Annotated in this window: 23 protein-coding genes; 17 read left to right on the top strand and 6 right to left on the bottom strand. The window is 46.8% G+C overall.

What is annotated here, in order from left to right; translation table 11 throughout:
- Positions 1-2 precede the first annotated feature (2 nt).
- Positions 3-1352 (bottom strand): uric acid permease PucJ, encoded by a 1350-nt coding sequence (gene pucJ, locus QF06_RS14530; protein WP_041850569.1) that lies wholly within the window; start codon positions 1350-1352, stop codon positions 3-5.
- A 144-nt stretch (positions 1353-1496) separates the two neighbouring features.
- Positions 1497-3092 (bottom strand): purine catabolism transcriptional regulator PucR, encoded by a 1596-nt coding sequence (gene pucR / locus QF06_RS14525; RefSeq protein WP_014477890.1) that lies wholly within the window; start codon positions 3090-3092, stop codon positions 1497-1499.
- Between the two features lie 174 nt (positions 3093-3266).
- On the opposite strand from pucR, the gene QF06_RS14520 reads away from it, so the two are divergent.
- The 7 genes from QF06_RS14520 (at position 3267) to yunB (ending at position 9394) form a co-directional block, all read left to right on the top strand.
- Positions 3267-4607, top strand: coding sequence for an allantoinase (locus QF06_RS14520; RefSeq protein WP_041850570.1), 1341 nt, complete (start codon positions 3267-3269; stop codon positions 4605-4607).
- 96 nt (positions 4608-4703) lie between these two features.
- On the top strand, positions 4704-5051 hold the full coding sequence (locus tag QF06_RS14515; RefSeq protein WP_014480757.1) for a YunG family protein: 348 nt from the start codon (positions 4704-4706) through the stop codon (positions 5049-5051).
- A gap of 37 nt (positions 5052-5088) precedes the next feature.
- Positions 5089-5937: a DUF72 domain-containing protein gene (locus QF06_RS14510; RefSeq protein ID WP_003243895.1), complete on the top strand. Its 849-nt coding sequence runs from the start codon at positions 5089-5091 to the stop codon at positions 5935-5937.
- A gap of 17 nt (positions 5938-5954) precedes the next feature.
- Positions 5955-6776 carry a sulfite exporter TauE/SafE family protein gene (locus QF06_RS14505; protein WP_003228670.1) on the top strand — a complete coding sequence of 274 codons (822 nt, stop codon included), beginning with the start codon at positions 5955-5957 and terminating at the stop codon, positions 6774-6776.
- A gap of 19 nt (positions 6777-6795) precedes the next feature.
- Entirely contained in the window at positions 6796-8184 is a 1389-nt protein-coding gene (locus QF06_RS14500) for a bifunctional metallophosphatase/5'-nucleotidase (protein WP_021480539.1), read from the top strand.
- Positions 8185-8248: 64 nt separating this feature from the next.
- Positions 8249-8554: a YunC family protein gene (locus QF06_RS14495; RefSeq protein ID WP_019712942.1), complete on the top strand. Its 306-nt coding sequence runs from the start codon at positions 8249-8251 to the stop codon at positions 8552-8554.
- 72 nt (positions 8555-8626) lie between these two features.
- Positions 8627-9394 (top strand): sporulation protein YunB, encoded by a 768-nt coding sequence (yunB, locus tag QF06_RS14490; protein ID WP_015483652.1) that lies wholly within the window; start codon positions 8627-8629, stop codon positions 9392-9394.
- A gap of 27 nt (positions 9395-9421) precedes the next feature.
- Here yunB and lytH read toward each other — a convergent pair whose 3' ends face one another.
- The gene (gene lytH / locus QF06_RS14485) at positions 9422-10402 is read right to left on the bottom strand and encodes an L-Ala--D-Glu endopeptidase (RefSeq protein ID WP_043940189.1); all 981 of its coding nucleotides are present in this window, start codon (positions 10400-10402) and stop codon (positions 9422-9424) included.
- Between the two features lie 234 nt (positions 10403-10636).
- Between lytH and lipA the strand changes: the two genes are divergently transcribed.
- Complete coding sequence (lipA, locus tag QF06_RS14480; RefSeq protein ID WP_003222888.1) at positions 10637-11533, top strand: lipoyl synthase; 897 nt, start codon at positions 10637-10639, stop codon at positions 11531-11533.
- 15 nt (positions 11534-11548) lie between these two features.
- Here the strand turns inward: lipA and QF06_RS14475 are convergent, their stop codons facing one another.
- The gene (locus tag QF06_RS14475; protein WP_021480537.1) at positions 11549-12181 is read right to left on the bottom strand and encodes a YhcN/YlaJ family sporulation lipoprotein; all 633 of its coding nucleotides are present in this window, start codon (positions 12179-12181) and stop codon (positions 11549-11551) included.
- 113 nt (positions 12182-12294) lie between these two features.
- On the opposite strand from QF06_RS14475, the gene QF06_RS14470 reads away from it, so the two are divergent.
- From QF06_RS14470 to nucF, 3 genes are read left to right on the top strand one after another with little or no spacing between them, the layout of a single operon-like run.
- Positions 12295-12570 carry a YutD family protein gene (locus QF06_RS14470; protein ID WP_003228682.1) on the top strand — a complete coding sequence of 92 codons (276 nt, stop codon included), beginning with the start codon at positions 12295-12297 and terminating at the stop codon, positions 12568-12570.
- Between the two features lie 23 nt (positions 12571-12593).
- Complete coding sequence (locus tag QF06_RS14465; protein WP_003228684.1) at positions 12594-13028, top strand: DUF86 domain-containing protein; 435 nt, start codon at positions 12594-12596, stop codon at positions 13026-13028.
- 28 nt (positions 13029-13056) lie between these two features.
- Positions 13057-13827, top strand: coding sequence for a 5' nucleotidase NucF (gene nucF, locus QF06_RS14460; RefSeq protein ID WP_021480535.1), 771 nt, complete (start codon positions 13057-13059; stop codon positions 13825-13827).
- 26 nt (positions 13828-13853) lie between these two features.
- On the opposite strand, the gene QF06_RS14455 is transcribed toward nucF, so the two are convergent.
- Positions 13854-14354 carry a phosphatidylglycerophosphatase A family protein gene (locus tag QF06_RS14455; protein ID WP_003243814.1) on the bottom strand — a complete coding sequence of 167 codons (501 nt, stop codon included), beginning with the start codon at positions 14352-14354 and terminating at the stop codon, positions 13854-13856.
- 152 nt (positions 14355-14506) lie between these two features.
- Here QF06_RS14455 and cotNH point away from each other — a divergent pair, with 152 nt between their 5' ends.
- The 5 genes from cotNH (at position 14507) to QF06_RS14430 (ending at position 21093) form a co-directional block, all read left to right on the top strand.
- Positions 14507-15526, top strand: a complete 1020-nt coding sequence (cotNH, locus tag QF06_RS14450) for a spore coat-associated protein CotNH (RefSeq protein WP_031315327.1) — start codon at positions 14507-14509, stop codon at positions 15524-15526.
- Between the two features lie 200 nt (positions 15527-15726).
- Positions 15727-17028, top strand: a complete 1302-nt coding sequence (locus QF06_RS14445) for a homoserine dehydrogenase (RefSeq protein ID WP_014665242.1) — start codon at positions 15727-15729, stop codon at positions 17026-17028.
- On the top strand, positions 17028-18086 hold the full coding sequence (gene thrC / locus QF06_RS14440) for a threonine synthase (RefSeq protein ID WP_043940272.1): 1059 nt from the start codon (positions 17028-17030) through the stop codon (positions 18084-18086). The genes QF06_RS14445 and thrC overlap by 1 nt, the downstream gene beginning before the upstream one ends.
- Complete coding sequence (gene thrB / locus QF06_RS14435; protein ID WP_003228699.1) at positions 18083-19012, top strand: homoserine kinase; 930 nt, start codon at positions 18083-18085, stop codon at positions 19010-19012. Before thrC ends, thrB begins: the two co-directional genes overlap by 4 nt.
- 107 nt (positions 19013-19119) lie before the next feature.
- On the top strand, positions 19120-21093 hold the full coding sequence (locus QF06_RS14430) for a S9 family peptidase (RefSeq protein ID WP_041850571.1): 1974 nt from the start codon (positions 19120-19122) through the stop codon (positions 21091-21093).
- Between the two features lie 42 nt (positions 21094-21135).
- On the opposite strand, the gene QF06_RS14425 is transcribed toward QF06_RS14430, so the two are convergent.
- Positions 21136-21471 carry a NifU family protein gene (locus QF06_RS14425; protein WP_010886606.1) on the bottom strand — a complete coding sequence of 112 codons (336 nt, stop codon included), beginning with the start codon at positions 21469-21471 and terminating at the stop codon, positions 21136-21138.
- Between the two features lie 94 nt (positions 21472-21565).
- Here QF06_RS14425 and QF06_RS14420 point away from each other — a divergent pair, with 94 nt between their 5' ends.
- On the top strand, positions 21566-21892 hold the full coding sequence (locus tag QF06_RS14420) for a YuzD family protein (RefSeq protein WP_021480530.1): 327 nt from the start codon (positions 21566-21568) through the stop codon (positions 21890-21892).
- Positions 21893-21916: the final 24 nt, after the last annotated feature.

Raw genomic sequence — 21916 nt, 5'->3', positions numbered from 1 at the left:
TTTTACACCTCTTTTTCTAATACGAGTGTACGTTCTAATACCGGAAGTTCTGTTTGCTGTGCTGTTAATTCTTTTTTGTCGCGCAAGCTGAAAAATAGATTCAAAAAGATGGCGGTCAGGCTGCCAGTGATGGTGCCGTCACTGACCAGAATCCGGATCGGAGCGGGGAATTCAGCAAAAATCCTGGGGACCGTGCTGGCGCCGATGCCAAGTGCGATTGAGCATGCGATGGTCAGAAGGTGGTATTGATTTTTGAGATCCGCTGTGCTGAGCATTTTGACGCCGGAGGCAATCACCATGCCGAACATGACGACGGTCGCGCCGCCAAGTACAGCAGCAGGAACGGCAGATGCAAGGGCGGCAATCTTCGGAATCAGCCCGAGACAGACAAGGATACAGCCTGCGGTAACGACGATGTTTCTTGTTTTCACTTTGGTCAGCTGCAATAAGCCGGCGTTTTGCGCAAAGGTATTATAAGGAAAGGCATTGAACAGCCCGCCGATGAGAATGGCGATTCCTTCCGCTCGATAGCCTTTGACGAGATCTTTTTCAGTTAAAGGTCTGCCGCATATCTTTCCGATTGCGTAAAAAACGCCGGTTGATTCCACAATAATGACGATTCCGACGATCAGCATCGTTAAGATCGGACCGATTTCAAACGTGGGGGCTCCGAAGTAAAAAGGCTTCGGGATTTGGAAGAACGGTGCTTCTGTAACAGAAGAAAAGCTGACTTTGCCCATGATCGCTGCTGCCGCTGTTCCGGCGGCGATGCCGATCAGAACGGACAGTGTTCGGGCAAATCCTTTGAGAAAGCGGTTGAGGACTAAGATCAGAACAAGGACACCGACAGAGAGAAGAAGGTTTTCGAGCGAACCGTATTCGGGGTTGGCGCTGCCGTTTATTTTTTCGCCGCCAGCCATATTTTTCACACCTGTCGGAACAAGTGAAAGGCCGATCAAGGTCACAACGGTACCTGTTACGACAGGAGGAAATAACACAGTCAGCTTGCCGAAAAAACGCGCAAACAAAAAGATGAACACACCGGCCGCGATGATGGAACCATAAATCGCGTGAATGCCGTAATTGCTGCCGATTGCAATCATCGGGGTGACGGCCACAAATGAACTGCCAAGCATGACGGGAAGCCCGATGCCGATGTATGCTCCGCGCAAGGTTTGCAAAAGCGTCGCGACGCCGCATGTTAACAGGTCAATCGCCAATAGGTAGGACAGCTGTTCAGTTGTTACATTCAGCGCCCTGCCGACAAGCAGGGGCACCAAAATCGCACCTGCATACATGGCGAGCACATGCTGCAGGCTAAGCGTAAACACCTTAAACGATCTTTTTTTCACTATAGTCCCTCCCTGTATGTGAACTTTAGTAACATGATATCGTGCCGATCGAGGGGTGTCATTGGATACAGTAGCTGAAAAAGACAAGTGTGATTGCTGAAAGTGACGAAAAATGATTCATTTTGTAAGAAAATGTAACAAACATTAGCTGATCAGCCGCTGCATACGTAAGGCAAGCCGCAAACGCATCGTTGTTTCAGGATCTTTTAAGCTTTTACCCAGAAGCTCTTCGCATTTTTCAAGGCGGTATATGACCGTATTGCGATGAACGTACAGACGCTTTGCCGTCTCTGAAATTTGGCAGTGTGTCTCTAAATAGACGGAAAGCGTATGAAGCAGGCTTTGATCCTCCTGCTGTTTTTCAGCGAGGCTCTGAAGCGTGGAGTTGTAAAATTTCTTCAAATCCTCAACTGGGAGCAAGCGCAGAAGCTCAGGCACATCTTTGGCGTGATACACCTGGATAAATGCGGTGCTTCTTGACAAATGCCCCGATTGCAGAGCATCAGAAGCTTCTGTGAAAGCGTCGGGAACATCAATGAGCTTTTGGCAGATATTGCTGATGCCAAAGGACACGGTTCGTTTAAATTGAGCGCTGACCTGTGTTTGAAACTGTTCTAAAAAGCTGATCACCGAGGCGTGCATTTCACTCCAGCTGTCTGTCGCCTCGATTAGAATAATGCCGACATTTCCTTTCATAAAGAAGTGAGGCGGAAACGGGAAGGCTGATAGTTCACCTTCAAGAAATTCGAATACGCTGTCGGAAGCGAGCTGATTTTCTGTAAAACTGATTGATTCATCATTCCGATCGAGTTTGCCGGCAATGCACATGTATTTTTGATCCCAGCGCAGCTTGAATTCTTTCGCCCGGTTTTTGATTTCGTCATCTGAAGAAAAGGACCGTTCAATAAAATTGTTGAAAAACTCATTGCGAGCCCGCCGGCTGAACTGCTTCAGCGCATTTTCCTTCAGCAGTTCAAAGGAAATGACGTTGGCCGCTTGTTCAATCGTGAGGATCAATCCTTTATCGCCGGCCTGGACCATGTCCGGTATCAGCAGGTAGCCGCAGTTTTTTTCGTGATTATAAATAGGCAGGACAGAATATGTTTTCTGATCTGAGATTGTAGAGAAACAAGTGAAAAACGGCCCGGATACGGTATTCAGGGTGCCTTTCAGCTTTTCAGTCTCAACTGAAATCTGATGAGACGCGGACAGCATTTTGGCATGCTGGTCAAGCAGCAGCACGGGAAGCTGAAGGAGGTCTGACACCTTTTTAAGGAGGGATTGCAGCCCCTTGCCGCTCATAATGTGGTTTGTGAATTTTTTGTGCGCGTAAATGGCTTGCTGCAGCTCGTTAGAACGCATATCGAGAATGTGGCTGAGTGTGGCATTTACAATATCGCCGAGGCGGATGTGTTCTGGAAGTTCAATGATCGGAAACGCATATGAATCGGCCAGTTCGATGATTTCCTTCGGGATATCTTCCAGATAGCGCTTTGTTTTAATGCCGAGGCCCGCGCAGCCGCGTTTTGCCATTTGCCGAATCAGTTCAGATAATTGATGCGGGTGATCCTTCAGGTGATAGGCGGTGGTGACGAGCAATTCATTCTTATGCAAAAAGTCTGCGATATCCGGAGCGTCCATCATATTGACATGCTGAACCTCTCTTTCCCCTCCTGCTTTTCCAGCGATTAAATTGGCGTTTTCAAAAGCCGGTATTTTCATCACATCAAAAATATTCATAGCGCATTCTCCTTTTCTATAAAAACATTGGTTAAGGTGAATAATTTTCAATAGGAATTCTAGCGGTTTTGCTGATGTAATACGATCATAGTAGCAGTAAACTGTTGAAAATAGAACTGGTTGTGTTACATAAACTGACATGAAAAATCGTCATCCTGACATGGGGGGATCAATATGGCTTACGATATGGTGATAAAAGGTGCGAAGGCAGTTACGCCAGATGGCGTTATAGAAGCTGAGATTGCAGTTCAAAACGGTGTCATTGCCGAGATAGGTTCTGACATTGAAGCAAGCGGGACGGAAATCATCCAGGCAGACGGGAAATACGTGTTTCCTGGTGTGATAGACTGCCATGTTCATTTTAATGAACCGGGCAGGGAGGATTGGGAGGGGTTTGAAACAGGTTCTCAAATGATGGCCGCAGGCGGTTGCACCACCTATTTTGATATGCCGCTCAACTGTATTCCATCAACCGTGACGGCAGAGCATCTTCTCGCAAAAGCTGAGCTAGGCAGGCAAAAATCTGCCGTGGATTTTGCGCTATGGGGCGGCCTTGTGCCAGGCCATATCGAGGACATCCGTCCGATGGCTGAAGCGGGAGCGATCGGGTTTAAAGCGTTTTTATCAAAGTCAGGCACTGATGAGTTCCGCTCTGTTGATGAACGGACATTGCTCAAAGGCATGGCAGAAATCGCGGCTGCAGGAAAAATCCTCGCTCTCCACGCGGAAAGCGACGCGATCACAAGCTACTTGCAGATGGTTTTGGCCAATAAAGGAAAGGTGGATGCGGATGCGTACGCCGCCTCCCGCCCGGAGGAAGCAGAAGTTGAAGCGGTGTATCGCACGATTCAGTATGCGAAGGTGACAGGCTGTCCGGTTCATTTTGTCCATATCAGCACGGCGAAAGCGGTCCGGCTGATCAGAGAGGCGAAACAGGAAGGTCTTGATGTTTCGGTTGAAACATGCCCGCATTATGTCTTGTTCAGCCATGACGATTTACGGCAAAGGGGCTCTGTCGCAAAATGCGCGCCTCCGCTCCGGTCGCGGCAATCAAAAGAGACGCTGATCGAGACGCTCATTGCCGGGGACATTGACATGGTTTCCTCAGACCATTCCCCCTGCCGTCCATCCTTGAAGCGGGAGGATAACATGTTTTTATCATGGGGCGGAATCAGCGGCGGGCAGTTCACTTTATTAGGAATGCTGGAACTGGCGCTTGAGCATCAGATTCCGTTTGAAACCATCGCAGAATGGACAGCGGCGGCCCCTGCAAAACGATTCGGCCTTCAGAAAAAAGGGCGGCTTGAGGCGGGGTGTGATGCAGATTTCGTGCTCGTCAGCATGGAGCCGTACACTGTTACAAGAGAATCGATGTTTGCAAAGCATAAAAAAAGCATTTACGAAGGACATACATTTCCCTGCAGCATTTCGGCCACTTACAGCAAAGGCCGGTGCGTGTACAATGATGGGGAAAAAATCACTGAAATTGACGGAGCTCTGGTCGTTCCTTCGTAAGCCCGGCGGATTTTACCGCCGGGTTTTTTGATTTCCTCCGTTCTAGTTTTTAAAATCTCATCAACGTGGTATCTTTTTTTAAAGGAGGCGGAGGCAATGGAGCATGTCAAATACATACTTAAGCAATCCTGGTCGCGTCATTCGAGCTCTAAATGGACGGAAGAATGCCCGTCATGCGGGCAATGCGGCGTGACGGCATTGGTGATTCAAGACCATTTCGGCGGCACGATTTTCAAAACAAAAGTCGGTGAGAGCTGGCATTTTTACAACAGCATCAATGGTGTGATGTACGATTTTACGAGTGAGCAGTTTCAGGCGCCTATTGAATATCAGCATATTCCTTCCTCAAGAGAAGAGGCGTTTTTAGATACGAATGAGGAACAATATCAGCATCTTCGTTCTGCATTTTCCCGCCATATGAACAGCATTTCCAAGGAAACCTGAAAACACGTGTGATAAACTGGAAGAGAGGTGAATGAGTGTGATTTATATCGGACTGACGGGGTGGGGGGATCATGACAGCATCTATCCGCCGAAAACGGCCAGCCAGAAAAAATTGCAGGCCTATTCCTCCCATTTTCCGATCGTGGAATTAGACGCGAGTTTTTACGCGATTCAGCCGGCGCGCAATAATGAAAAGTGGGTGAAGGAAACGCCCGAAACCTTCCAATTTATCGTGAAAGCATATCAGGGCATGACAGGGCATCAGCGCGGCGAAATTCCCTTTGACTCAAAAGAGGAGATGTTTGATGCGTTTAAGGTGTCTTTAACGCCATATTTACATAGCAATAAGCTCGCCATGGTGCTGTTTCAATTTCCGCCGTGGTTTGACTGCAAGAAGGAGAATGTCGCCTATTTGAGATGGTGCAAGCACCAAATGGGAGATATTCCTTGCGCGCTTGAATTCAGAAACCGTTCCTGGTTCTCGCCGCCATTTTATGAGCAGACGCTTTCATTTATGAAAGCGGAAGGCTGGATTCACAGTGTCTGTGATGAACCACAAATCGGAGAAGGCAGCGTTCCGACTGTGCTGCGCGCGACCGATGAAAACAAAACGCTCGTCAGATTTCACGGACGCAACAAGCAGGGCTGGATGAAGCCTGATGGCGGGAAAAACTGGCGGGAGGTCAGGTACTTATACCGCTACAACCAACAGGAGCTGGAGGATTGGAAAAAGCACCTGAATGAATTGCAGCAGCAATGTAAGGATGTTTTTGTTCTGTTCAACAACAATTCCGGCGGTGACGCCGCGGATAACGGCAAGCAGATGCTTGAACTGCTTGATATCGAGTACAGCGGACTTGCTCCGAGACAGCTCGATTTATTTTAGAAAAGAGGTTTTTATTGATGTCGTTTGTGATTTTGGTCGTACTGGGATTAATCGCAGGTACGGTAGGAAGTCTGATCGGGCTTGGCGGCGGAATTGTCATTGTGCCGTCTCTGATGTTTTTAAGCACAGTGACGCAGCTGTTTCAGGATGTGACGCCGCAGGTTGCGATTGGAACTTCGCTTTTGGTCATTATTTTTACGGGCCTTTCTTCAACTTTGGCTTATATTAAATATAAAACAGTTGATTATAAGAGCGGGCTCATTTTCTTTATCGGTTCAGGTCCCGGCAGCATGATCGGGGCTTACGTGTCAAAGCTGTTCAATTCAAACTCGTTTTCCGTTTGGTTTGGCATTTTTATGATTCTGATTTCATTATCCTTAATGCTGAAAGCGAAAGCCCGGCCAATCAACAAAGCGCACAAAGGAATTATCCGGACATTTCAGGATGATGCCGGTGAGCCTTATACGTACTCATATCAGGCCTCTGTGGGTATTGCCATTGCCTTTGTTGTCGGTTTTTTAGGCGGACTTTTCGGTATAGGCGGCGGATCACTGATGGTTCCGGCGATGATGCTGTTATTTCTGTTTCCGCCGAAGGTTGCGGTGGCAACGTCCATGTTTATTATTTTCCTGTCTTCTATGACAGGGTCTGTTTCACATATGATTTCCGGGCACGTCAATTGGCTGTACGCCCTCGCGCTTGTGCCCGGCGCTTGGTTCGGCGGAAAGCTTGGCGCCGCCATCAACAGAAAAATGCAGACGAAAACGATCGTTATGATCATGCGGATCGTATTGATTTTGATCGGCTGCCAGCTCATTTATGAAGGCATTTTCAGCTGAACGATTAGGGAGAGATATTATGAAGGAGAAGCTCCGCTTATATCATACAAATGATTTGCACAGCCATTTTGAAAATTGGCCGAAAATTGTAGATTATATCGAGCAGAAAAGAAAAGAGCATCAGTCAGACGGCGAAGAGACGCTCGTTTTTGATATTGGCGATCATCTTGATCGTTTTCAATTCGTGACAGAGGCGACATTCGGAAAAGCGAATGTCGATCTCTTAAACCGCCTTCACATTGATGGAGCGGCGATCGGCAATAACGAAGGGATTACGCTTCCGCATGAAGAGCTTGCTGCCTTATATGATCATGCTGAATTTCCTGTCATCGTCTCTAACCTGTTTGATAAAAACGGAAACCGTCCGTCCTGGGCGGTGCCTTACCATATCAAATCATTGAAAAACGGTATGTCCATTGCTTTCTTAGGTGTAACTGTGCCGTATTATCCTGTATATGACAAGCTGGGATGGACAGTAACGGATGCTCTTGAAAGCATAAAGGAAACCATTCTGGATGTGAAAGGGCAGGCTGATATTATCGTTCTGCTGTCACATTTAGGCATTCTTGATGATCAGGCAGTGGCTGAAGCGGTGCCTGAGATTGATGTAATCCTCGAATCACATACCCATCATTTGCTTGAAGATGGACAAGTGGTGAATGGGGTACTGCTGGCCAGCGCCGAGAAATACGGGCATTATGTCGGCTGTGTAGAAATCACGGTGGACAGCGTACAGCAAAGCATCATCAGCAAAACGGCTTCTGTGCAGAACATGGCGGAATGGACAGGAGAATCCGCAGAAACAAAAGCGTTTCTCAATGAAAAAGAACGTGAAGCCGAGGAGAAACTGTCCGATGCCGTTGCAGAGCTTGCACAAGATGCTGAGGTGAAGTGGTTTGAAGAATCAGAGCTGCCTTTGCTTTTGGCATACGCCTTAAAGGAATGGTGCGAGACGGACATCAGTATGGTCAATTCAGGTGTCATTCTCGGTCCGCTAAAAGCAGGTCCTGTGACAAAGTTGGATCTGCACCGCATCTGTCCGCATCCGATCAACCCGGTGGCTGTCCGCCTGACGGGAGAAGAATTGAAGGAAACCATTGTCCATGCCGCTTCCGAACAAATGGAGCAGCTCCGGATCAAAGGACTTGGCTTCCGCGGAGAAGTGATGGGGAAAATGGTGTATGCCGGCGTTGAGGTAGAAACGAAACGGCTCGATGACGGGATCACCCACGTCACCCGGATCACACTGAACGGGGAAGATATTGAAAAACATAAACAATACTCCGTTGCGGTGCTTGATATGTTTACGCTCGGCAAACTGTTTCCGTTGATTCGCGACGCTGCAGAAAAAGAATATTTTATGCCGGAATTTTTGCGGGATCTGCTTGCTTGGAAGCTTGCACAATAAGGCAGTCAGCCCACAACAAGCTGTGCCCTTCATCATAAAGTGATGAATGAAGGGAGTGGTTGACGTGGTAAACCTGACACCGATCATGATAGAAGGACAGCCTTTTACAGCTGTGACAGTAAAGCTTCCCAAAACGAATTTTATGGCCGTCGCCAATGATCACGGATACATTATGTGCGGTGCGCTTGATGTGGCGCTGCTGAATGAAAAATTAAAGGAGCGCGGCATTGTGGCGGGACGCGCAGTTGGTGTCCGCACCATTGACCAGCTGTTAGACGCACCTTTAGAATCCGTCACGTACGCTGCGGAAGATCTTGGCATCAAAGTCGGTATGAGCGGCAGAGAAGCGCTTTTAAAAATGGTGAAATAAAATAAATTGGCCCCGGCTATTACTATGTCCCCTCTTACAAGCATACATTGTGATATGTAAGGGGGGATTTTCTTGCCAAGATATCGCGGCCCTTTTCGCAAGAGAGGACCTTTGCCTTTCCGTTACGTGATGCTCCTGTCCGTTGTTTTTTTTATCCTGTCAACAACGGTCAGCCTTTGGATGATCAATGGCTCGATCAAACCTGTTTTAATGGACATCGGCGAGATGGAAACGAAGCGTATAGCGACAGAGGTGATCCAGGATTCGATTGAGGACTATATGTCTGACAGTGAAAATATGAAAGATATGTTTCAAATGAATTCTGATGAAAACGGAAACTTAACGACAATCGATTTTAATACACAGGTTGTAAACAGTGTGAAAACAAAAGTGACAAAGCAGCTTCAGGCTCATTTGAAAGAGATGGAAACCCATACCGGACACAGCGGCGCCAGTGAAAACATTATGATCAACATTCCGCTGGGACAGGTAACCGGCAACAGCCTTCTTGGAAACCTCGGGCCGAAAATCCCGGTCCGGTTCAATTTAATCGGTGACGCTTTTACAGATGTCAAAACCAAAATCAAGCCGTATGGCATAAATAACGCACTTATTGATATCAGCATCTTTGTCGAAATTAAAGTGAAGGTCATCATTCCATTTGCCAGCAAAACCGCTGTCGTCACAAATAATGTTCCTGTATCGATTAAAGCAGTGCAGGGCGAAGTGCCGCAGTTTTATAATGGAAGCGGCGGCTCGGGTGTCACGCCTTCTGTCCAGCTCCCGAGCAGCAAAGAAGAAGACGGTGCTGATTCAAAAAAAGAAAAAAGCAGCAAATAAGCCGCCTGTCGAAGAGGCGGCTTTTTGTTACTTCTTTTTTTGGTATTCATATCGCTCCCACGCCCTCAAATGCGGGTATGGATCAAATGACCATTCGGTTCTTCCGTTATCTTTGTACATGCCATAGTGCAGATGCGGCGGGAACTTCCCGGCGGTTCCCGGCGGGCCGGATCCGGAGCTGCCGACTGATCCGATCACTTGGCCAGGCTCAACGATTTGTCCTGTTTTAATCCCTTTGGCAAACCCATTGAGATGGGCAAAATAATGATACGTATTGTTAATGTCCCTGATGCCGATTCTCCATCCTCCGAAGCGGTTCCAGCCCTTCATTTCAACTACGCCGTAACATGTGGATTTGACAGGAAGGCCGTAATGGGCAAAGATATCCGTACCTTCATGAATCCGTCTTCCACCGAAGCCGCGGGCATCTCCCCACGTGCTTCGGTAGCTGTAATCGGTTCTGATCGGAAGCGGGAATGCATGCTCGCCCAGATCAATATGGCCGTAGGCTTTAAACAGCTTCATGAATTCAGATATAATCCCCACTGTCTGATCACGCCGGTAATAATTCCAAAGCCCGATCCGGATGTTGTCTTCATCTGTGCCATACGACAGTAAGTATTGGCTGAACGTATACAAGATATCTTCATCGTTGCTGACCTCGGCTTTCCCGTCTCCATCGCCATCCATTCCGATTCCGTCAAACACTTTAATGCTTAACGGCGCATCGTCTTTCGGATTCGGGTTTTCAGGCCCGCTCCAGATATCATCGGGTATATAGATGCTGATGATTCCCGCCTTTTCAGGCAGATCTTTCCGGTTGCTCCGCACGTTTTCTTCGTATTGATCAACAGCGGCGAGCGCATACCAAGGGATCTGCGTCACAGCTTCGATTTTATGATATAATTCCATCCGTTTCGACAGCACTGGATCTGAAAGTTTTTTTCCAGACGCAGAAGGCTCAAATGCAAACAAAAGGAGAAGAAGAGCGGATAACAAAACTTTCACAAAATAATCTCCTTTCATATTGAATACACATAGTTTGCGGCAACCTGGCTTAAAAATGTCAGTAATCATCTTCCCTTGTCGAGAAATTTTTCCTATGTTAAAGTGTCTAAAGAAAAGACTTTCTTTAGTTAGAAAAACATTATTTTTGTTGCAGAACTAAAATCTGCACCTTTCTCGTTTTCAGAATGTTTCGTGTCAGAAATTGAGTATATTGGATATTGGAGATGATGGGAATTGGCAAAGAAAGACGAACACCTCAGAAAGCCCGAATGGCTTAAAATTAAATTAAATACAAATGAAAACTATACAGGGCTCAAAAAACTCATGCGGGAAAACAACCTTCATACCGTATGCGAAGAAGCAAAATGTCCGAATATTCATGAATGCTGGGCTGTCAGACGTACAGCGACATTTATGATTTTAGGTTCTGTTTGTACAAGAGCATGCCGTTTCTGTGCTGTCAAAACAGGCCTTCCAACTGAGCTTGACCTACAAGAGCCGGAACGCGTAGCGGATTCAGTCGCGCTTATGAATCTGAAGCACGCGGTTATTACGGCTGTTGCGCGTGACGATCAGAAAGATGGAGGGGCAGGCATTTTCGCGGAAACTGTCCGTGCGATCCGCAGAAAAAGCCCGTTCACAACAATTGAGGTGCTGCCGTCTGATATGGGCGGAAACTACGATAACCTAAAAACCTTAATGGATACACGCCCAGACATCCTGAATCACAATATCGAAACGGTTCGCCGCCTGACGCCAAGAGTCCGTGCGCGTGCGACGTACGACCGTTCATTGGAATTTTTGCGCCGTGCGAAGGAAATGCAGCCTGACATTCCGACAAAATCAAGTATCATGATCGGGCTTGGCGAAACAAAAGAAGAGATTATTGAAGTAATGGACGACCTCTTGGCGAACAACGTGGATATTATGGCAATCGGCCAATATCTGCAGCCGACGAAGAAACACTTGAAAGTCCAAAAATACTACCATCCTGATGAATTTGCAGAATTAAAAGAAATCGCGATGCAAAAAGGCTTCAGCCATTGTGAAGCCGGTCCGCTTGTCCGTTCCTCTTACCATGCGGATGAACAAGTAAACGAAGCATCTAAAAAGCGTCAAGCCCAAGCATAATGCCAAAACGCCAGATCATCTGGCGTTTTTGTCATTCCTATCGATTTTCATGTCCTGGCGCGTTTCTCCATTGGCATTTTCATTCTCTGAGACAGGGCTTCCTTGCGGGGAGGTTTTCATTTCTTGAATCGTCCCCGACATGATCTCTCTAATATCCCTTGAACCAGAGCCGAGATTGCTGTAATTTTCGACGGACTGCATATGGTTTGGATTATCGGAAATATACACGTGATAGTATCGCGGTATCACGGAAGCCGCTGTTTTTTTCACCTGATCGGCGGTCAGCTCCCGGTTTTTAGAATCGGTTTTGTATACGACAAGCGCTTCTCGGTCAGTCACCAATGTCGCAGCATCTTGAATATGGGGGAGCTGAACCGTTAAACTTGATATCATGTGAGCGGTTTCTTCCCGGTTCATCACCGGCGTTTTCTGCTGGTCTCCGTCAAATTGTTCTTTTTGATAGCGAACATAGCCAAATTGTTCGTTCTCATTATGCCTGTTAAAAGCCTCGTTGCGGTCCGACACATGAATGGGTTTGGTTTGATTCTGCGTCTGATTCCGGACATTTTGTGCATTATCCAATCCTGCGCCTCCGCACCCGGATAATAGTCCGGTCAGCAGGCAGAGGCTGACAGCGGTTCGTTTCATTTATCAATCCCTCCTCATGTGTAGGGTAGCCAAATCGCATGATTTATTCTTTAGCAATTGATGGGGACGGGGCAATGAATTATGATAGGAATGAGTGAAAAAGAGGTGAGATCATGATTCTTATTCAAAATGCCGAATTTGAATTGGTGCACAATTTCAAAGACGGCTTCAACGAAGAGGCTTTTAAAGCCCGCTACTCCGATATATTAAATAAATACGATTATATTGTGGGAGACTGGGGATACGGTCAGTTAAGGCTCAAGGGCTTCTTTGACGACCAGAATCAAAAGGCAACCTTCGAAACGAAAATCAGCACATTAGATGAATATATTTACGAATACTGCAATTTCGGCTGTGCGTATTTTGTCTTGAAACGGATCAGAAAATAAATATACACAAAGGGGATGCTGTCATGTATTTTGTTGACAGAAGCAAAATCGAAAAAACACTAGGGTTCTTCGAGCACCAGCTGGCGCTATTTGACTCACAAACAGACTGGCAGTCTGAAATCGGGGAATTGGCACTTCAGCGTATAGGCCATCTGTTAATCGAATGCATTTTGGATACAGGCAATGACATGATTGACGGCTTTATTATGCGGGACCCGGGCAGCTATGACGACATTATGGATATACTTGTTGATGAGAAAGTTGTCACGGAAAAAGAGGGTGATGAGCTCAAAAAATTGATCGCCTACCGCAAAACGTTGGTTCAACAGTATCTGCTCGCTGACAGCGGCGAGCTTTACAGGCTGATCAAGGCGCATCAAACAGCTCTTCAGGACTTCCCGAAACGGATCAGAAGCTATTTGGAAACAGAGCTAGGACCTGTTTCTGCGTTTAAATAACAACTGGAAAGCCACAGGAGTGTTGGATATGAAAACATATAAAGGGTATTTAATTGATTTAGACGGAACGATGTACAATGGCACGGAAAAAATCGAGGAAGCGTGTGAATTTGTCAGAACGCTGAAAGATCGCGGCGTTCCTTATCTTTTCGTGACAAACAACTCTTCGCGCACACCGAAGCAGGTAGCGGACAAGCTCGTGTCTTTTGATATTCCGGCAACAGAAGAGCAGGTCTTCACGACCAGCATGGCAACTGCCCAGCACATTGCACAGCAGAAAAAAGACGCGTCTGTGTATGTGATTGGGGAGGAAGGAATCCGCCAGGCGATTGAAGAAAATGGCCTGACATTTGGCGGAGAAAACGCGGACTTTGTCGTTGTTGGCATCGACCGTTCCATTACATACGAAAAATTTGCTGTCGGCTGCCTGGCAATCAGAAATGGCGCCCGCTTTATTTCCACTAACGGAGATATTGCGATTCCGACTGAAAGAGGGCTTCTGCCGGGAAACGGCTCACTGACATCAGTGTTAACCGTATCTACAGGTGTACAGCCTGTATTTATCGGCAAGCCGGAATCAATTATTATGGAGCAGGCGATGCGCGTTCTCGGCACAGATATGTCTGAAACACTCATGGTCGGCGACAACTACGCCACTGATATTATGGCCGGCATTAACGCGGGTATGGATACGCTGCTCGTTCACACAGGCGTAACGAAAAGAGAACATATAACAGACGATATGGAAAAACCGACTCACGCCATTGACTCTCTGACTGAATGGATTCCATACATTTGAAAAAAGGGCGCCCTAAAAGGGTGCCCTTATTCTGTATGCCGCGCGCGGTGAGCAAGTCTGCTTGAAGCCGCGGCGGAAATCGCTCCGACGATGTCATCTAAAAAAGTATGGCATTCACCGGTTGATTTATCATTCAATCGTTTAAGGATTCCGGGTTTTTCTTTGTCGATGTAACCGTAGTTCGTAAACCCGATCGATCCGTAAATGTTCACAATGGAAAATGCCAGAACTTCATCTACTCCATATAGGCTTTCATCTATTTCCAGCATCGTTTGCAGCGGTTCAGACAGTTTTTTCTGCTCAGCAAGAACATCCAATTCAATGCCCGTTAAAATCGCGTTTTGCACCTCGCGTTTTGCGAGAACACGATTGACGTTCAGCGTGCATTCATCAATGGTTAGATCCGGATGATATTTTTTCTGCAGAAAAAAGACAAGCTCGGCAATGTCTGATACCTCAACGCCGCGCTCCTTCATCCGTGCTCTTGCTTTAGCTTCCATCTGACTGAATTGTTCGTTTTCTGACATCAGCTTCACCCAATCTTTTTTACTAGTTTATACAAAATGCTTGAGAAGTTTACGACTTTTTCTTGCGCCTTCTTCGGATTAAAATATGTATTCATAATTCCGGCTGTGTATGACTACGATGTGATGAGCCCTAATTCAACAGGCAGGTGATCTTGGTGAAAGGTACAATAAAAGAAAAATACGGCATTCACATCAGGCAGCTTTCCATGTACCAGCACACATATCAATGCTTTCAGACGCCTAATTCATACTTTCTGATTGTCCCCGTTTCCCAATTCTCAGATACAGAGCTGGCGGAGCTTTATTACATGAGTCAGTATTTACAAGAACAAAGTGACCCATACGTTTCAGTTTTTATCTTTACAAAAGAAGGTGAGCTGACATTTGAACATGATGGAAAAACGTACGCTCTGCTGAAGGCGGCCCCCCCTTATTCAAACAGGGCGTTCTCCATTGGAGCGGAGCTTGCGGAATTTCACCGAAAAGGCCGAGGATATCCGTATGAGGTGAAGGCAGCCGGAAGAATCGGCCAGTGGAAGGATCTGTGGGGAAAACGAATTGATCAGCTGGAAGCATTTTGGCAGAGAAAGGTTCAGACCCCTCCGCATGAGCCATTCGATAAAAAAATGATCGAATCATTTCCCTATTATTTAGGACTGTCAGAAAACGCGATACAATATTTAGTGGACACTGAGCTGGATGACAAGCCCCAAGCCGCTGATTCAGGAACGATATGCCATCAGCGGATGGAAAGGCATACATGGTCACCGGAATCATTGATCAGGATTCCGGCCGATTGGGTGTTTGACCACGCTTCCCGTGATTTGGCTGAATATATGAGGCATACTTTTTTGCATCACAGACAAGATTTTAATCAGCAGGGCTTTCTCTTTTTACAGGAATACGAGCAAGTCACACCGCTGTCTTCGTTTTCGAAACGCCTTTTATACAGCCGTCTGCTTTTCCCGCTTCATTATTTTGAAATCGTGGAAAGCTATTACATGTCATCAGAATCAGAAAAGCATTATTTTGAAGAACAGCTTGACTTCATTCTTAATGACTGTGGGCGTTATGAACAATTTCTCAATACAGCGCAGGAATTCATGAATATGAGGGCGCAGAAGCTGTTTGTTCCACGCGTCAGCTGGCTCGGCAAAGGCAGCTCAGGGTGAGGAGAAAATCTGACAAAAATAATTAGAAAATAAAGAATCTTGTCATATCAATGCGTTAAGCGTTTACATTCGCAAAATTCAGCCTAATGCTGTCTTGTCAAAATAGGAGCGGGCTTATATAATGTTTGTAACTTATATGTCTGTGTTGAGTTAACAATTGTCTTTTTCAAGAGGACAATCAAAAGAAAGGTGGAGTTTTTTTGAAAGCGATTCGTGTAGGGCTTTTAGGTTTAGGTACCGTCGGAAGCGGTGTCGTTAAAATTATTCAAGACCATCAGGATAAGCTTATGCATCAGGTCGGCTGTCCGGTTACGATAAAAAAAGTGCTTGTAAAAGATGTAGAGAAAAAGAGAGAAGTAGATTTGCCGAAAGAAGTGCTTACAACAGAAGTGTATGATGTCATTGATGATCCAGATGTTGATGTCGTCATCGAGGTGATCGGCGGCGTTGAGCAGACAAAACAATATTTGGTCGACGCGCTGAGATCGAAAAAGCATGTTGTCACAGCAAACAAGGACTTAATGGCTGTGTACGGCTCCGAGCTGCTTGCTGAAGCGAAGGAAAATGGATGCGATATCTACTTTGAAGCCAGTGTTGCCGGCGGGATTCCGATTCTGCGCACGTTAGAGGAAGGCCTCTCATCTGATCGAATTACAAAAATGATGGGAATTGTGAACGGCACAACAAACTTTATCTTAACAAAAATGATCAAAGAGAAAAGCCCATACGAGGAAGTGCTCAAGGAAGCGCAGGATCTCGGTTTTGCCGAAGCTGATCCGACTTCTGACGTGGAAGGGCTTGACGCCGCACGGAAAATGGCGATATTGGCGCGCCTCGGCTTCTCGATGAACGTGGATTTGGAAGACGTCAAAGTAAAGGGGATCTCCCAAATTACAGACGAGGACATCAGCTTCAGCAAACGCCTCGGCTATACAATGAAGCTGATCGGGATTGCTCAGCGTGACGGCAGCAAAATCGAGGTCAGCGTACAGCCGACACTGCTTCCTGACCACCATCCGCTTTCTGCTGTTCATAATGAGTTTAACGCTGTTTATGTATACGGCGAGGCTGTCGGTGAGACGATGTTCTACGGGCCGGGAGCCGGAAGCATGCCGACAGCGACATCCGTTGTTTCTGACCTCGTCGCTGTCATGAAAAATATGCGCCTCGGTGTAACCGGCAACAGCTTTGTCGGACCGCAATATGAGAAAAACATGAAATCGCCGTCTGACATTTATGCACAGCAGTTTTTAAGAATTCATGTAAAAGATGAGGTTGGTTCATTCTCGAAAATTACATCTGTGTTCTCAGAGCGGGGCGTGAGCTTTGAAAAAATCCTTCAGCTGCCAATTAAAGGCCATGATGAGTTAGCTGAAATCGTAATTGTCACACATCATACATCAGAAGCTGATTTCAGTGATATTTTGCAAAACCTAAATGATTTGGAAGTCGTTCAAGAAGTCAAAAGCACATATCGTGTAGAAGGGAACGGTTGGAGCTAATGTGGAAAGGACTTATCCATCAATATAAAGAATTTTTACCTGTAACAGATCAAACACCGGCGCTAACTTTACATGAAGGAAACACACCTCTTATTCACCTGCCTAAGCTGTCTGAGCAGCTCGGAATTGAGCTTCATGTCAAAACGGAAGGCGTCAATCCTACGGGATCATTTAAAGATCGCGGAATGGTTATGGCTGTGGCCAAGGCCAAAGAAGAAGGCAATGACACGATTATGTGCGCGTCAACAGGTAACACTTCCGCTGCTGCGGCAGCATATGCAGCCCGTGCTAACATGAAATGCATTGTCATCATCCCGAATGGAAAAATTGCATTTGGAAAACTCGCTCAAGCTGTCATGTACGGAGCCGAGATTATCGCAATTGACGGAAACTTTGACGATGCGCTTAAAATTGTCCGTTCCATCTGTGAGAAATCACCGATTGCCCTTGTCAACTCAGTCAACCCTTACCGCATTGAAGGCCAAAAAACTGCTGCCTTCGAAGTGTGCGAACAGCTGGGGGAAGCGCCTGATGTTTTAGCGATCCCGGTCGGAAACGCTGGAAACATCACTGCGTACTGGAAGGGCTTCAAGGAATATCATGAGAAAAACGGCACAGGCCTTCCGAAAATGCGCGGCTTTGAAGCTGAGGGTGCGGCGGCAATCGTGCGCAATGAAGTGATTGAAAATCCTGAAACAATAGCGACAGCCATTCGTATCGGAAACCCGGCAAGCTGGGACAAAGCTGTAAAGGCAGCCAAGGAATCCAATGGGAAAATTGACGAAGTCACTGATGATGAAATCCTTCACGCATATCAGTTGATCGCCCGTGTAGAAGGCGTGTTTGCAGAACCGGGTTCTTGCGCGTCTATCGCAGGAGTGCTGAAACAGGTGAAATCCGGAGAAATTCCGAAAGGCAGCAAGGTCGTAGCTGTGTTAACAGGAAACGGACTGAAAGATCCGAACACAGCGGTCGACATTTCAGAAATCAAGCCTGTCACATTGCCGACTGATGAAGACAGCATCCTTGAATATGTAAAAGGAGCGGCCCGTGTATGAACGAAGCCGACATGCTGTTCTCTGTCACTGTTCCCGGAAGCACAGCTAACCTAGGCCCCGGCTTTGATTCAGTCGGAATGGCGCTCAGCAGATATTTGAAGCTGACCGTCTTTGAAAGCGACAAATGGTCTTTTGAAGCTGAAACAGAAACAGTCGCCGGAATTCCGGCGGGTACAGATAACCTGATCTATCAAGTGGCTAAACGGACCGCAGATTTGTACGGAAAAGAAATGCCTCCTGTCCATGTGAAGGTGTGGAGCGACATCCCGCTTGCACGCGGCCTTGGCAGCAGCGCCGCGGCGATTGTAGCGGCCATTGAACTGGCTGATGAATTATGCGGCTTAAAGCTGTCTGAAGCGGACAAGCTGCATTTAGCCAGTCTAGAAGAAGGACACCCGGACAATGCTGGCGCTTCTCTCGTCGGCGGACTTGTGATCGGCCTGCATGAGGATGACGAGACCCAAATGATCCGCGTCCCGAATGCTGACATTGACGTAGTCGTTGTCATTCCTTTTTATGAAGTGCTGACAAGAGACGCGAGAGACGTGCTTCCGAAGGAGTTTCCATATGCCGATGCCGTAAAAGCAAGTGCTGTCAGCAATATCCTCATTGCTGCGATCATGTCGAAGGATTGGCCGCTTGTCGGGAAAATCATGAAGAAGGATATGTTCCATCAGCCGTACCGGGCGATGCTTGTGCCTGAGCTGTCAAAAGTAGAGCACGTCGCCGAGATGAAGGGCGCATATGGAACGGCTCTCAGCGGAGCAGGCCCAACGATTCTCGTCATGACCGAAAAAGGAAAGGGAGAAGAGCTAAAAGAACAGCTCGCGCTTCATTTCCCTCATTGTGAAGTAGACGCTTTGACCGTTCCGAAAGAGGGAAGTATAATAGAGCGAAATCCTTTATATCAAGTAAAAAGTGTATAGATCATGCCAAGCGTCCCTCAGCGTCAGCGGAGGGCGCTTTTTTTTGCTGGAGATAAAGGAGTTTTTATTTAGAAAAACGAAATACATGTAAAAAGGAGGAGATGAATATGAAAAAGCTGATAACCGCAGAAGACATCACAGCGATTGTCTCTGTGACCGATCCTCAATACGCCCCAGACGGCACCCGTGCCGCATATGTAAAATCACAAGTAAATCAAGAGAAAGATTCGTATACATCAAATATATGGATCTATGAAACGAAAACGGGTGGATCTGTTCCTTGGACACATGGAGAAAAGCGAAGCACCGACCCAAGGTGGTCTCCGGACGGGCGTACGCTAGCCTTTATTTCTGATCGAGAAGGCGATGCGGCACAGCTTTATATCATGAGCGCTGAAGGCGGAGAAGCAAGAAAACTGACTGATATCCCATATGGCGTGTCAAAGCCAATATGGTCCCCGGATGGCGAATCGATTCTGGTCACTGTCAGTTTAGGAGAGGGAGAAAGCATTGATGACCGAGAAAAAACAGAGCAAGACAGCTATGAACCTGTTGAGGTGCAAAGCCTCTCCTACAAACGGGACGGCAAAGGGCTGACGAGAGGCGCGTATGCCCAGCTTGTGCTTGTCAGCGTAAAGTCGGGTGAGATGAAGGAGCTGACAAATCACAAAGCTGATCATGGTGATCCTGCTTTTTCTCCTGACGGCAAATGGCTTGTTTTCTCAGCTAATTTAACTGAAACAGATGATGCCAGCAAGCCGCATGATGTTTACATGATGTCACTGGAGTCTGGAGATCTTAAGCAGGTTACACCTCATCGCGGCTCATTCGGATCTAGTTCATTTTCACCAGACGGAAGGTATCTTGCTTTGCTTGGAAATGAAAAGGAATATAAGAATGCAACGCTCTCAAAGGCGTGGCTCTATGATATCGAACAAGGCCGCCTCACATGTCTGACTGAGATGCTGGACGTTCATTTAGCGGATGCGCTGATTGGAGATTCATTGATCGGTGGTGCTGAACAGCGCCCGATTTGGACAAAGGACAGCCAAGGGTTTTATGTCATCGGCACAGATCAAGGCAATACGGGCATCTATTATATTTCGATTGAAGGCCTTGTATATCCGATTCGTCTGGAAAAAGAATACATTAATAGCTTTTCTCTTTCACCTGATGAACAGCACTTTATTGCCAGTGTGACTAAGCCGGACAGACCGAGTGAGCTTTACAGTATCCCGCTTGGACAGGAAGAGAAACAGCTGACTGGCGCGAATGACAAGTTTGTCAGTGAGCATATGATATCAATACCTGAAGAGATTCAATATGCTACAGAAGACGGCGTGACGGTGAACGGCTGGCTGATGAAGCCTGCACAAATGGAAGGTGAGACAACATATCCACTTATTCTCAACATACACGGCGGTCCGCATATGATGTACGGACATACATATTTTCATGAGTTTCAGGTGCTGGCGGCGAAAGGATACGCGGTCGTTTATATCAATCCGAGAGGAAGCCACGGCTACGGGCAGGAATTTGTAAATGCGGTCAGAGGGGATTATGGAGGAAAGGATTATGACGATGTGATGCAAGCTGTGGATGAGGCTATCAAGCGAGATCCGCATATTGATCCTAAGCGGCTCGGTGTCACGGGCGGAAGCTACGGAGGTTTTATGACCAACTGGATCGTCGGGCAGACGAACCGCTTTAAAGCTGCCGTTACCCAGCGCTCGATATCAAACTGGATCAGCTTTCACGGCGTCAGTGATATCGGCTATTTCTTTACAGACTGGCAGCTTGAGCATGACATGTTTGAGGACACAGAAAAGCTCTGGGACCGGTCTCCTTTAAAATACGCAGCAAACGTGGAGACACCGCTTTTGATTCTGCATGGCGAGCGGGATGACCGATGCCCGATCGAGCAGGCGGAGCAGCTGTTTATCGCTCTGAAAAAAATGGGCAAGGAAACCATGCTTGTCCGGTTTCCGAATGCATCGCACAATTTGTCACGCACCGGACACCCAAGACAGCGGATCAAGCGCCTGAATTATATCAGCTCATGGTTTGACCAATATCTCTAATAAAAAAAGCCAGGCTGATCAAATATCCGCCTGGCTGCTTTATTAAAAGACTTGTTCTACTTCAACGACACCCGGCACTTCTTCTAGAAGAGCGCGCTCAATTCCGGCTTTCAGCGTAATTGTTGAACTTGGGCAGCTGCCGCATGCGCCTAGAAGGCGAAGCTTAACGATACCTTCATCTACGTCTACAAGCTCACAGTCACCGCCGTCACGAAGTAAAAACGGACGAAGTTTGTCCAGTACTTCCTGCACCTGTTCTTTCATTTCAACTTCAGTCATGACATTCGCTCCTTTCGTCGTCATAAAACCATTATATTCAGTGTAACAATAAAAATCTATTGTTTGGTTTGCAAAGTTGCTCTCCCTATTATAGCACATTCAGACTTCAACACAAAAACGGTTTTTTTCTATAAAAACGCCCTTTGGCTCTGTATACTTAAAAGAAAGGACTAGGAGAAGGGGGCGTTTACAAGTGATGAAACCAGTCATGCTAAGCGTGTACGGGGCAGAAACCGTTTGTGCGAGCTGTGTCAATATGCCGACAGCCAAGGATACATACGAGTGGCTTGAGGCTGCGCTGAAAAGAAAATATCCAAATCAGCCTTTTGAGATGCAGTACATCGATATTCATGAGCCGCCTGACAATGAACATGCGAAAGAGCTTGCGGAAAAAATCAGAAATGACGAGTATTTTTATCCGCTTGTGCTCGTAGAAGACAAAATTGTCGGTGAAGGCAATCCAAAATTAAAAGACGTTTATGAGGAAATGGAGAAGCATGGGTATACAGAAAACCGCTGACTTGATCAGCGGTTCTTCTCTATC

This window comes from Bacillus sp. YP1 (assembly GCF_000877815.1).
Lineage (GTDB): Bacteria > Bacillota > Bacilli > Bacillales > Bacillaceae > Bacillus > Bacillus subtilis.
Note: the sequence above shows the minus strand (reverse complement) of the source record. Positions and strands in the feature narration are given on the sequence as shown.

Coding starts and splice junctions, on each gene's coding strand:
- pucR (WP_014477890.1), bottom strand. CDS start 3,092: ATGAATATTTTTGATGTGATGAAAATACCGGCTTTTGAAAACGCCAAT.
- QF06_RS14520 (WP_041850570.1), top strand. CDS start 3,267: ATGGCTTACGATATGGTGATAAAAGGTGCGAAGGCAGTTACGCCAGAT.
- QF06_RS14515 (WP_014480757.1), top strand. CDS start 4,704: ATGGAGCATGTCAAATACATACTTAAGCAATCCTGGTCGCGTCATTCG.
- QF06_RS14505 (WP_003228670.1), top strand. CDS start 5,955: ATGTCGTTTGTGATTTTGGTCGTACTGGGATTAATCGCAGGTACGGTA.
- QF06_RS14500 (WP_021480539.1), top strand. CDS start 6,796: ATGAAGGAGAAGCTCCGCTTATATCATACAAATGATTTGCACAGCCAT.
- QF06_RS14475 (WP_021480537.1), bottom strand. CDS start 12,181: ATGAAACGAACCGCTGTCAGCCTCTGCCTGCTGACCGGACTATTATCC.
- QF06_RS14470 (WP_003228682.1), top strand. CDS start 12,295: ATGATTCTTATTCAAAATGCCGAATTTGAATTGGTGCACAATTTCAAA.
- QF06_RS14465 (WP_003228684.1), top strand. CDS start 12,594: ATGTATTTTGTTGACAGAAGCAAAATCGAAAAAACACTAGGGTTCTTC.
- nucF (WP_021480535.1), top strand. CDS start 13,057: ATGAAAACATATAAAGGGTATTTAATTGATTTAGACGGAACGATGTAC.
- QF06_RS14455 (WP_003243814.1), bottom strand. CDS start 14,354: ATGTCAGAAAACGAACAATTCAGTCAGATGGAAGCTAAAGCAAGAGCA.
- thrC (WP_043940272.1), top strand. CDS start 17,028: ATGTGGAAAGGACTTATCCATCAATATAAAGAATTTTTACCTGTAACA.
- thrB (WP_003228699.1), top strand. CDS start 18,083: ATGAACGAAGCCGACATGCTGTTCTCTGTCACTGTTCCCGGAAGCACA.
- QF06_RS14430 (WP_041850571.1), top strand. CDS start 19,120: ATGAAAAAGCTGATAACCGCAGAAGACATCACAGCGATTGTCTCTGTG.
- QF06_RS14425 (WP_010886606.1), bottom strand. CDS start 21,471: ATGTGCTATAATAGGGAGAGCAACTTTGCAAACCAAACAATAGATTTT.